Annotated in this window: 8 protein-coding genes, 1 tRNA gene and 1 pseudogene; 4 read left to right on the forward strand and 6 right to left on the reverse strand. The window is 59.3% G+C overall.

Going from position 1 to position 11,682, the window contains the following annotated elements; genetic code table 11:
* Positions 1–45 precede the first annotated feature (45 nt).
* A tRNA-Met gene (locus tag AC0QTX_RS13645) sits at positions 46–122 on the forward strand.
* A gap of 172 nt (positions 123–294) precedes the next feature.
* Positions 295–525, forward strand: coding sequence for a hypothetical protein (locus tag AC0QTX_RS13650; protein WP_474604371.1), 231 nt, complete (start codon positions 295–297; stop codon positions 523–525).
* 261 nt (positions 526–786) lie between these two features.
* Here AC0QTX_RS13650 and AC0QTX_RS13655 read toward each other — a convergent pair.
* The 5 genes and pseudogenes from AC0QTX_RS13655 to AC0QTX_RS13675 all read right to left on the reverse strand — a co-directional run.
* Positions 787–1,803 (reverse strand): annotated as a pseudogene (locus AC0QTX_RS13655) (recombinase family protein); the annotation flags it as partial.
* Positions 1,800–2,861, reverse strand: a complete 1,062-nt coding sequence (locus AC0QTX_RS13660) for a tyrosine-type recombinase/integrase (RefSeq protein WP_474604372.1) — start codon at positions 2,859–2,861, stop codon at positions 1,800–1,802. The pseudogene AC0QTX_RS13655 and the gene AC0QTX_RS13660, both read right to left, overlap by 4 nt.
* A complete protein-coding gene (locus tag AC0QTX_RS13665) occupies positions 2,861–3,400 on the reverse strand; it encodes a tyrosine-type recombinase/integrase (protein ID WP_474604373.1) in 540 nt (179 codons plus the stop codon). Before AC0QTX_RS13665 ends, AC0QTX_RS13660 begins: the two co-directional genes overlap by 1 nt.
* A 1,340-nt stretch (positions 3,401–4,740) precedes the next feature.
* Positions 4,741–4,920: a helix-turn-helix domain-containing protein gene (locus AC0QTX_RS13670; protein WP_474604374.1), complete on the reverse strand. Its 180-nt coding sequence runs from the start codon at positions 4,918–4,920 to the stop codon at positions 4,741–4,743.
* A 256-nt stretch (positions 4,921–5,176) separates the two neighbouring features.
* Positions 5,177–5,737: a hypothetical protein gene (locus tag AC0QTX_RS13675; RefSeq protein ID WP_474604375.1), complete on the reverse strand. Its 561-nt coding sequence runs from the start codon at positions 5,735–5,737 to the stop codon at positions 5,177–5,179.
* 603 nt (positions 5,738–6,340) lie between these two features.
* Here AC0QTX_RS13675 and AC0QTX_RS13680 point away from each other — a divergent pair.
* On the forward strand, positions 6,341–7,006 hold the full coding sequence (locus tag AC0QTX_RS13680; protein WP_474604376.1) for a response regulator: 666 nt from the start codon (positions 6,341–6,343) through the stop codon (positions 7,004–7,006).
* A 239-nt stretch (positions 7,007–7,245) separates the two neighbouring features.
* Positions 7,246–9,858 carry a hybrid sensor histidine kinase/response regulator gene (locus tag AC0QTX_RS13685; protein WP_474604377.1) on the forward strand — a complete coding sequence of 871 codons (2,613 nt, stop codon included), beginning with the start codon at positions 7,246–7,248 and terminating at the stop codon, positions 9,856–9,858.
* Positions 9,859–10,465: 607 nt separating this feature from the next.
* Here AC0QTX_RS13685 and AC0QTX_RS13690 read toward each other — a convergent pair.
* On the reverse strand, positions 10,466–11,682 hold a 1,217-nt coding region (locus AC0QTX_RS13690; protein WP_474604378.1), incomplete at its 5' end, for a cadherin-like domain-containing protein.

Below are 11,682 nucleotides of genomic sequence, written 5' to 3' on the forward strand. Positions count from 1 at the left end.
GGCCCTCCGGTTGGGGTTTTGCTGATGCAAAACTCGCACCCTTGGCGCGGGGTGGAGCAGCCCGGTAGCTCGTCAGGCTCATAACCTGAAGGTCACAGGTTCAAATCCTGTCCCCGCAACCACCGATAATGACAGGCCCCTGAAAGCGAGAGCTTCAGGGGCTTCGTCGTATCTGGCCACTTGCGATCCCGCAGACACCCGAAGCCCTCCTGCGCCAACCGCGCGGAGGGCTTTTTGCTGTTCAGCCTCCTGTTTGCCGGTCGAGCACAACACTAGGATGCGCGCGAGGTCGCCGTGCAGAATCGGATCAAGTCCGCCCTCCTCGCGTGGCGTCAGTTCTATCTTCTCGATCAGCGAGCGAATGAGCTCCATCGCCTCATCTCTGTGCGCGGCATCTTCGAGGAGCGTCTCGAGTTCCTCGATCTTGCGGCGGTACACAACCGCGAGGTTCGGATGCACTGCAATGTTCGGCGCCACCTCAGATCGTGCTTGCTGGGCGACCAGGCTTTCCTTCTCGGCCTCTAACTCGACTAGACGTGCCTTCATCGACGGTTGGTACAGGCCGTCCTCGATCGCACGCATGATGCCGTCAATCTTGCGCTGGACGCTTGCCAGCTTCGCCTCGACCTCCGCCGCCTTGCCGCTCATCTCTTTCGTAAGACGGTTCACCTCCTCCTGGTAAGCCCGCGTGAATTCCGCCACCAGCTCTGGCGTGAGCAGGTTCTGCTTCAAGGCCTTAAGGATGCGCGCCTCGATCTCGCCTCGGCTGATCGTGCGGTCGTTGTAACACGTGCCTTTCGAACGCCGTCCTGCACAGCCATAGCGGTCCTTGGCCATGATCGTGTAACCCGCGCCGCAGCAGCCACACACCAGAAGGCCCGAGAGCAGGAAGCGGCGGCGATGAGCGCGATTAAGCGCATTACCGTGCTCGTTCCTCGCCATCTCGAAGGCGGTTGCCTCCTGGCGTCGCTTGACCTCCTGCCAGAGCGCATCATCAATGATGCGTAGGTGCGGCACCGCCGTGCGTTCCCAGCGCTCCGGCGGATTCGGCCGCGCCACGCGTTTACCGGTGCGCGGGTCCTTCACATACGAGCAGCGGTTCCAGACCAGCTCGCCGATATAGAGCTCGTTGTTGAGGACTCCCGTGCCTCTCTCCTTCTGGCCGCGGATAGTGGTGTCCTGCCAGGGGCGGTTCTCGGGGCCGGACACCTGTTCCTCATTCAGCCGGCGGGCGATCGCCCGCGGGCTCACGCCATGGGCAAACATTGCGAAGATGCGCCTGATGACAGCCGCCTCGGCCGGGTTGATCACCCGCCCTCCTCGTTCGCCGTCCTCGACCACATCGTAGCCGAAGGCCTTGCCGGCGGCGGCGCGCCCCTGCAACACCCGACCCAGCTGCCCGCGCTTGGTCTTCTCGCGCAGATCGGCGAGGAACATCTGGGCCATGGTGCCGAGCATGCCGACGTGCATGGTGGTCACGGTGCCGACATTGACTGCATGCAGGCTCATGCCGTGGAACTGCAGCTCGTCGTGCAGGCTCGCGACGTCCGAGAGCTTGCGGGCGAGACGATCGAGGGCCTCGACGATCACGACGTCGAAGGCTCCGCGCCGCGATTGCGCCAGCAGGCCCCTATAGCCGGGGCGATTGCTGCTGGCGCCGGAGAGCGCCCGATCCTGGAACGTGGCGATGACCTCGAACCCGTGCTGCGCTGCGTAGCGGCGACAGACCTCGATCTGGTCCTCGATCGAGGCGTCGCGCTGGTTCTCGCTCGAGTAGCGGGCATAGATGGCGGCGCGCTTCATGCCAGGTCCTCCGAGGCGGCTTTGAGCTGATCGAGGATCAATCCGAGGCGTCGGCTTGCCGCCAGATTATCGGCTTGGATGTAAAAGCGCTCGGTTGTCGAGAAAGATCGATGCCCAAGCAGCGGCGCGGCGGCGCGGGCCATATCAGCGGAGACGGCCGCGAGGCTCGAAGCAGCGCAATCGCGCAGCAAGTGGGGATTGATGGCCACCCCGAACAGGCGCCGGGTCAGCTTGGTGATCCGGTGATAGATCGAATGGGGGTCGCGCATGACTCCCTCCTTGCCGAGCCATAGCCTCGCCGATTCGCCAGCCTGCGGAAACAGCGGCCGGACCGCGGACAAGTAGCGCGCGAACCAGGGCAGCAGCGGCTCGGGCAAATCGAAGCTGACCGGCTGGCCGGTCTTGGTCTCCGCCGCCGGAATAGTCAGGAGCCAATTGTCCTCTGTCGGGATCAAATGACGTTCCAACTCCAAACCGGTGAAGTTCTTCACCCGCAGCGGTCGGCTGGCCAGGAAGGCCAGCATCAGGGCATCGCGATAGGCCAGGGCCTGCTTGAGGGAAAGATCAGCCGCGGGCATGCGCACCAGTTCTGCGAGAGCGGCGGCAAAGATCTCTGCGGTTGGGCGCATCCGTGCCCGCTTGTCCCTGCTCGGTTTGGCATTGATCTGAACCCGGTTACAGGCGTCCTGCAGCCAACGCCAGTTCCGATTCGGGGCCATGGCCTGCATCATCACCTTGAGGCCAACCAGCATCGACAGACGCGTGCGCGGGGCGACAAGCGTCTCAAGGTGGCGGTTATAGGCACGGACCGCCTCGCGGCTGAGGCGATCGGCGGGGCTTGCGCTACGATCAAGCTGGCCGGCCCAGAGCAGGTAGCCGAGCCAGCGGCCATAATGCTGCTCATTGGTCAGGCGGGTGCGGAACGCCCAATGCGCCGCACCGCCACCCTCGTCGAAAATGTCGCCCGCGGCTTGCACCGCCATCCAGGCATCTCGGTCAACCTGCGGCCACTCGGAAACCGGCAGAGCGCGACGCATCGGATCAACGGGTCTGGCCATCAGCGCGCGCCCTTTACGGCCTTGGCCTTCGCCTCAGAGAGCAGCCGGTCAACGTGGCGGCCGGCCGCCTTCGACTCGGTGCCGAGATAATGGCCCATGGTGGTGTCGAGAGTCGTGTGGCCGAGAACGCGCGAGACGGCGAGGTAAGCACCGGGATCGGCCTCGACCGTGATCTTCGCAATCGCGTGGCGGAACAGGTGCGGGTTCATCTCCAGGCCAGCCCGGCACATGCCGCGACGGATCGCGTCCGCCATCGCCGTAGTTGACCTTGGCCCACCGCCGGGTCCGGGGAAGAGAAAAGGCCTCTCGGTCTCCGGCAGACGGGAGCGAAACGCAGCGATGTGGTGCTTCAAGCGAGCTGTGATCTCGGCATTGATCTCGAATTCCAGCGGCCGCCCGGTCTTGGTGCGTTCCGCCGGAACGACCAAAACAGCTCGCCCTGAGCTGAGCCAAGTGAAGTCGGAGAGCTCCAGCGTCCGTAAGGAGCCGATCCGCAGGCCGCAGCAGATGAGCAGGTCGACCGCGACAGCCCGCTCCATCGCCTTAGCCGCGCGCAGCGGGTTCTTCTCGGCCGCTGCCCGTCTGGCCTCCTGCTCCGGAAGGTCAGCAGTCGGCAGACGTTGCGCGGATCATCGAACTGGCCCAGGCGCTTGCGGTTGCGCTCTGTCATCTGACGCCGGTCACCGGGATCAAGCTTGCGGCACACCTTCTCCAGGGTCGCGAGCGTCACCTCGTCCAATCTGCCATAGTGCTTGCCGATCAGGCGCATGGACAGGGCAAGGTTATGCACGCGCTGGGTCTTCTTACCGGAGCGATTAAGGAAGAAGCGCAGAGCGGCCTTGAAGGCCTCGGGCTGGAACAGCACGTTCAACGAGGTGATCGCCTCGGCCGGCAGGTGACTGGACTGCACCAAGGCTGAGGCGAACTGGCGGAAGTTATAAATCCGGTGCTCGATTGTGGCGGGCCTGAGCGCACGGGCTGGAGCCTCCTCATCGAGCGGATCGGGGTTTGCCATGCGCTCGCGCCAGAGAACAACATCCCCCTGGAACGAGCTTGGGAAGGCGCTTAGGGGCAGCGCATAGGGCTCCTGCCTGAAGGGAGAGCACAGGAGCACCTGGGGCCAGCCCGGCACGGTACGTGCCGAGCGGTTCCAGTTGACGATGGTGCTCTTGAGGACATCCCTTGGGTTCTTGATCGCCTCTTCAGTCTCAACCGCCTCGAAGAGGCCGAGAAGCGTCTCGGTGGTAACCTCCTCCGGTGCGATACCCATGACCGAGCAGTAGGTGGCGAGGCGGTAAAGCGCCTGCCGCTGGTAAGCGATCGCGATGCGATCGAGCAGGTCCTGCCAGGACGGAGATACGGGGATGCGCTTGGTCAGGGGCGAGACCGGCTGGCCATAACGCTGGACAGCCTTGGCCACCAGCGAACGGATATTCGCAAAGGTCTTCTCCGACAGGTCCAGCTGCGCCGGGCTCTTGGACGCGAACACCTCACGCACTCGGCGCGGAACTGCTTCCAGCTGCATGAGCGGGGTCTGGAACAGCTGCTCGATGCGGTTGAGGGCTGAGACGAGGTCGCGGCGCTGGGTGCCCGTCAGGCTGGAATCAGCCTCGGCAAGGCGCTTCACGTCAGCCAGCGTGATCTGGTCTTTGGAGAGGAAGGCGGCCTTGCTGCGGGCAAGAAAGGTGGGATCGAAATGGTTCATCGGGATCATCTCGCGTGGTCAGCTCTGGCCTCGGGAGGACAGGCGTGGACAGAAGGGCCAATTCGGGAAATAGCAGCTTTTTGGTCCTACGGCGTTCAGCCGGGCGCGCTCTCCCGACGGTCTGTAAGCCATTGACACTGCTGGACTATGCTGGTCAGACGGGTTCAACGTGTTTTAGTCGCGGCGGAGCTTCTCGTAGCTGATCGCATCCTCTGGCGAGACGCGGATCTGCGCTCCGATGCGGTGCACCTTAAGGTCGCCGCGCGCTACGATGCGGCGCAGGGATTTGAGACTCACCTGCCAACGGGCGGCGAGGTCCTGCAGGGTGAGTAGAGGTTCAAGTTTCGGCTTCACGGCCATCCTCCAGTTCGGGGTTATCGCGGCCGGAGTGATCGTCTTGGTCAGCATTTATGTGCTCGAGTGCATCCCGCGCGGCTAGTCGAGCCAGCAGGTGGACGAACTCCACAAGCGGCGAGCCCGCTGCGGGTGCGTTCATTGTCCTCTGTTGCTGGTCGGGGTCTTGATGGGCCACGGGCAATCCCTTGGTCGCGGATGGCCCATCGATGTCACAGCTGACCGCCTAAGACCCGTGAAAGGCACTCGTAAAATATCACGAAGTTTGTTCAGGCGGCGTCTCGCCTTGTCGGAAGATCCGCAAGGCCTTCCGCGCCTGCTCAGCATGCTGAGCCCAGAGATCACGGATAGTGGTGTGGTGGATGCCTGTCCTGTCGGCGAGCTCCTGGATCGCAGCCTCAAGCTTCCAGCCCTTCTCCTCGAAGAGAACAAGGTGGATTGCAAAGCGGATATCCCGGAGTTGCTTCAGGTGTTCGTGAATGCGCGGGCGCTTGCCTTGGCCGTGTCCCTCAACCTGGAAAGCCTCACCAAACTTCAATCTTGCTCCGTCAGAGCCGGTATGGCTGGCCTGGTACTGCTTGTATCCTGCGACGATCGCCTCCACGGCCCAGAAGGGGACGGTGACACTCTCTGGCGCTTTGCCCTTCCTCCAGTAATATGAGGCGACTGTCGCCATTGCCTCAAACGCGGGCAGTGGGTTGGTGCCATCTACTGCAAAGGCGTCTCGTGCAATTGCGAGAAAGACTGCACGGTCCTGCTCGGCTGAGAACGGCCAGTTTGTGTCGGTCCACACCGACTCGAGTTTCTGACCCTTCACGCGTCACCTCTTTCTCACTAACCTTGACTCGTCATTTGGTAAGGCAAGCTCAATACATCCGGTTAAGTTGCAAGTGTTGGACTCAGTCAGATAAGGCTCCTGACTAGCAGGCAGAAATTGAGCGCCAAAGATGCGGGTTGGAGCTGTTCGCACACGGGGCTGACACGCTAGGCCCTAGTCGCAATAGACCCAAAGAAAAGCCTCCTTTCTTTGTAGCTTAGCAATACCAAAATCCCTAAATGGGAGAGTTTCGACCTATAAAACATCCTCCAAAATAGTGGTGGTTTCAACCGCTTGAGTAGCTGTTTCTCTGCCGTTACTAAGGCATTGTCACCCCATGAGTATCTCGCTTAGACACCTTGTCCTTATAGATGGGACATGCGCCGTTTTGCCGAAGCTTGCAGGCGCGTCTGCAAGAATTGTCCTAACAACCCTCGCGCTCATCGCTGTCTTTGCGGATCCTCTCCAAAATCCTTCCGACGCCCGCGCGACGTTCGTCGCAGAAGGTGGCTACGCCTTAAAGGCTCGGATCAAATTTTTTGTAAAGATTTCAGTTCTGCAAACCTTACCAATTGGGACAGGAAACCAGGTTGCAGTTCCATTATGAAGTCGGCCAGTTCTACCTTGAGAGTAGTCCTCGCCGACGATCACCCGGTCGTTCTGAATGGTCTTAAGGCACTGATTCAGGCCGATACAATGTTCGAAGTAGTTGCCACCTGCACCGAAGGTAGCTTGGCGCTCCAGACGATTCTAGAGGAGCAGCCTGATCTCGCAATACTGGATGTTTCGATGCCAGGTCTTACAGGGATTGAGGTGCTTGAGAGGATTGGAGCGCATGATCTCAGAACGCGTGTCATCTTACTGACCGGGTCGGCAAGTGATCGACAGATCGTGGAAGCGGTAGAACGGGGTGCTTACGGCTTGATGCTTAAAGATGCAGCTAGTGATACCCTTCTCGAGTGCATGCGATCTGTTGCAATGGGAAGGCGCTGGCTCCCTTCGGCTTTAGTAAGTGCAGCAGTCTGCCGTGAGGAGGAAAGGCAAGCCAAGGCGAATTTGCTTGAGGATGTTCTTACAGCTCGAGAAAGAGAGATTGTTATTCTTGTCGCTGAGGGGCAGTCGAACAAGGAAATCGCGCGCCTCCTTGGGGTCACCGAAGGAACTATCAAAGTCCATCTTTATAAGATTTACCCAAAGCTAGGGGTCAGCAACCGAACGGCTCTAGCAACGTGGGCTCACAATCATCGAGATCAACTGCTGAAATCCTAGCAGAAAGTATATCACGTGACGCTGCTCAGGTGCCTCGTTTCTTAGTCGAGCTTGACCCATCAACTTGCAGAATAGGCATGTCATGTTAGCGGACACAATGGATTTTTATTTATAAGTTTACTGCCCACTTGGGGTTACCGCTTTGGCGATGCGGAGGGCCAATATGCTCCGCTCTTCGCTAGGTTTAAATTTGCTCAGAACTTCGACGTCTCTGGTTAGCGGTCACAAAAAGTCTTGATATGACGGACACCCTCATTCGCCTCTTCAAGGCGCGCTATCTTTCTTTGCCGCTGCGGGATCTCCTTGGGCTGGCCTTTGTGGCGTCAGTGCTGTTTTTGATGATACTTATGTCCCTTATTGTGGGGTCTTTAGGAGGAGAACACATTCGCTCCCGAGTGGTCCGGGAGTTTGGCCTTCTAGCCTTCGAAATGCGAGATAATGTCGACCGTACATTGTATGAACGTATCAGCGACATCAGGCTATTGACCACGAGCCCCGTGATAACCGACCCAGCGATATCTCCAGAGCAGAAGCGCCGAAGGCTTGAAGCTTTCAAAGAGACTATCCGAGATCATGTATGGATCGGCTTCGCCGATGCCTCGGGCCGAGTCGTTGCAGGCACAGATGGCGCTCTTGAAGGATCTGACGTATCAGGCGAGGCCTGGTTCAAAGAGGCCCTGAGAGAGCTGTCCGTTAGTGACTTTGAACAGAACAACTCCGGCCGACGTCTCCCATTAGTCCGTGTCACGGCTCCAGTACATGCCCCAAATGGCCTAACGATTGGGGTTATCATCTCCCATCTCAACTGGGCGTGGGCTGATGAGATCAGGCAGCAGCTCCTACTCTCCTCAGCCAATCCCAGTGCCGAAATCCTGATCGTAAACCCAGATGGCCGAGTGTTGCTCGAGTCCGAACAGAGGCGCACGTATAAGCCTCCGGCAGCTCTACTGCAGTCTACTCTGAGGCAGGGGGTGTCTTCGATCGATACTGGTGATCAGTTGGTCGCTCTGAGTCAGAGCAGAGGCTATCGCGACTATCCAGGTTTCGGTTGGCTGATTGTGGTAACGCAGGCAGCAAAAGAGGCACTTCAGCCCGTCAGGGTCATGCAGCAGCAGGTGCTTCTGTGGGGTAGTGGAATTGGGTTGATATTCGTTGCGATTGGGCTTGTCTTAGCAGAGGCGATCAGCCGTCCTCTCCGGCGGATTGCGGCAGAGGCAGATCGCCTGCGGGCAGGTGGCGACACTCAAATGGCGTTCCCTCGATCTCCGATCTTCTGGGAGATTCAGTTGCTCTCCCGTTCCCTGAACGAACTCCTTCAACAGCGCGAAAAGGCCCGACGCGAGGCTGAGGCGGCAAGTCAAGCCAGGAGTGATTTCCTGGCAGCTATGAGCCACGAAATCCGTACGCCTCTGACAGGTGTGCTTGGCATGGCCGACCTCCTTGGCGCGGAAGACCTGCCCTCACAGCAGAAAAGCTATGTGGACTCTATTCGCGCCTCAGGGCGGCACCTTCTTAGCGTCACCAACGACATTCTCGACTTTTCCCGGATTGAGACAGGCAAGCTCGAATTGGAGCACATTGATTTCTCCCTTCCAGAACAACTCGAGGGCCTGCGCTCCCTCGTTCAGCCTCTAGCAACCGAGCGCGGATTGGAGCTCCACTTTGAACTGTCGGAACACTCGCCTCCCATCCTCAAAGGGGATCCAACACGCCTCAAGCAGGTGCTGCTCAATCTCGTCGGTAATGCGATCAAGTTCACTGAGAAAGGCAGCGTGATCTTGCACATCTCGCACCGACCGGCAGACGAGCCCCAGCTACGCTTCCGGTTTGAGGTACGGGATACCGGGATTGGAATTGCCCCAGAGAAGCAGGCCGAGCTCTTCACTGCATTTGCTCAGGCGGACCGCTCAACGGCGCGCCGGTTTGGTGGCAGCGGGCTTGGTTTAGCAATCAGCAAGCGGCTGGTTGAGGCTATGGATGGAGAGATCGGTGTCACCAGCCTCCAAGGCATCGGCAGTGTCTTTTGGTTCGAGGTGCCGTTCGAGCTTGGGGATCCTGCCAAGTTGACCAAGGCTGCAACTGTTCAATTCGCCCCCGTGCAGCCAAGCCGAATTCTGGTCGCGGAGGATGTGGCGATTAACCGGGACCTGTTGAGGGAGGTGCTGTCCCGACAAAGGCATGAGGTCGTTTTTGCCGAGAACGGGGCCGAGGCTGTGGCATTGGCAGAGAAAGAGCCGTTTGACCTGATCCTTATGGATGTGCAGATGCCGGCTATGGATGGCATTGAAGCCACACGCCGAATTCGCAAGCTCGATAGGCCAACTCGTGACATCCCCATCTTAGCACTGACGGCAAATGTGATGGCGCACGAGAGGGAAAAATATATGGCGGTAGGCATGACCGAGTGCCTGATGAAACCGATCGACTGGAACCAACTAACGGCTGCGCTCGCCCGGTATGGCCGCAGCGGGCAGGCGGTCGCATCCTCAGATGTTGATGTACACCAGAAGGCTGATGAGACGCCGCTGGTAAACCGCCAGACGCTCGAGCGGCTTAGTGCCCACATGCCTGCCGAGCAGCTTACGTCCTTGCTCAAGCGCGGAATTGAGGATGTGGAGCGAGCCTGTGATGAAATGGCAGCTCTACCCCAAGGCTCAGACGAACTCGCCCAAAAGGCACATAGTCTCAGGGGCATGGCAGGAATGCTGGGACTAGCTAAGATTGGAAAGATTTCGGCAGAGATTGAGGAGCGTACCCGCTCTGGGGGCGGAACTGAACACCTCCTGTCGGAACTTAGGGATGTTACTGCGGCGACACTAAGCAACCTCCGACGGGCAAATTCTTTCGATTGATGAGAGCGACCTGACTAGGTATTGCCTTTGGCAGATCGCTGGTAAGAAGGTTTCAACTCTGGATCTGGGCCGAATTATATCCTTTGCATTATCGGTGGACCGAGCCGGCTGCTTGGACCTAACATCGAGCTTGCTTGGGTTCTCATGCGGCCGTCGGGTTCGCCGTAGTTCTCAGAAGGCTTGTCGGCCAGGACAGCGCTTTAAGGTATGCCGAGCGCTCAGCAGAGAGCCTTACGCAAGGGGCGACAGCAGAGCCCGCGCTGTATTCCCAATTCCAGAACGCCCGGGCGCGATACTGTAGTCTTTGCTGGGGGTGTTCGGCCATGCAGCGCGTGGGCCTACCCAAGCCCCAGTTCCGGGCTGCCATAAAGGCATTGAACTGCTGGGAAAAGCTATCCGTGTCGGATCTCTCACCGATAAATTGTTTCGGAGGTGCAATTCGGGGTCGATATCCAGTTTGACGGGTCCGGGCCATCTGCGGGACAGGGTCACTTGCTTGCCCTTCACCTGAAGTTAGCCCACCTTCAAATCGCCCCACCGGCCGCAGAGGTGTTCAGCAAACGGGGGGCCGAAGCCCCCCTTTCGTCTTGCGCGGTGGTCTGAATGGTTAGGCGATCACCATCCATTGAGACAGCGTTAGGTTGTTTACGTCGAGGATCTCGATCGTGCCGCCGTTGCTGAGGCTGAGCACGCTGTCTTTTGTACCGTCGCCATTGAGATCCCTTGTGTTGTTCATCCCTGTGATGGATACACCAGTATGCAGCCCGATATCATCGACTCCGACCTTGAAGTCCATGATCCGGTCGGTGCCGCCACTGACGGCGACGCCGTTGTCGACGCCGAAGACAAACGTGTCCGCACCCAAGCCGCCCGTCAGGAAGTCGTTATCCCGACCACCCTCAAGTCGATCGTCGCCTCTGCCGCCGTCAAGAAAGTCACTCCCGCTGCCACCGTAGATTTTGTCGACACCGTTGTTCCCAATCAATACGTCGTTGCCGGCCAAGCCGAAGATCGCATCATCGCCGTTCAAACCGTCGATATAGTCGTTCGCGATCTTGTTATTCAGATCGCCTCTCAGGCTGTCAGCCGAGAGGGTCCCTGGAACACTAGTGTTGGGCAACCCGCTGATGGTGAGATTGACCGTACCAGTCGCTGTGCCACCGTTTCCATCGGAGATGGTATAGGTGAAGGAGTCGCTGGCTGTCGCGGTACTCGCGACGGCTCCGTTGTACGTATAGGTGATGAAGGTTTTGCCGTTCTCGACAACGGTGCCGACCACGCCCTTTCCACTGGTCGACGTCCCCGCCACTGACACGAAGCTTAGAATGTCTCTCTCAATATCCGTGTCGTTGGCCAGAAGTTCAGTGACGTCAATGACATACTCGGTGCTCTCATAGATCTTATTCGTCTTCGCATCCGCACCGAAGCTGTCAAGGTTCGCCACCGGACCGTCGTTGACCGCCGCCACGTCGAGGGTCCGGGTAGCCGCAGCCGAGCCGCCCATTCCGTCCACCACGTTGTAGGTGAGATTGACAGCGCCGTTGAAGTTGGCGTTCGGCGTGAAGCTCCACGTCTTGGTTGTCGCATTGTAGGTGCCAAGCGTCCCGTTCGTGGCCGTCAGGCCAGAAACAGCTAGGATACCGCCGTCCACATCCGTGAAGCCGTCCAGAAGGGTAGCCGCACTAATCGTGTAGGCAGTGTCCTCCGTGCCTGCCGCGAGCGTGCCCGTCGCCGGGCCGGTCGGGCCGTCGTTGACCGGGGTGACGTTCACCGACACGACCTGCTCGACCGTGCTGCCGTTGCCGTCAGAGATGGCGATCGTGA

It is taken from the genome of Microvirga sp. jy35, from assembly GCF_056148915.1.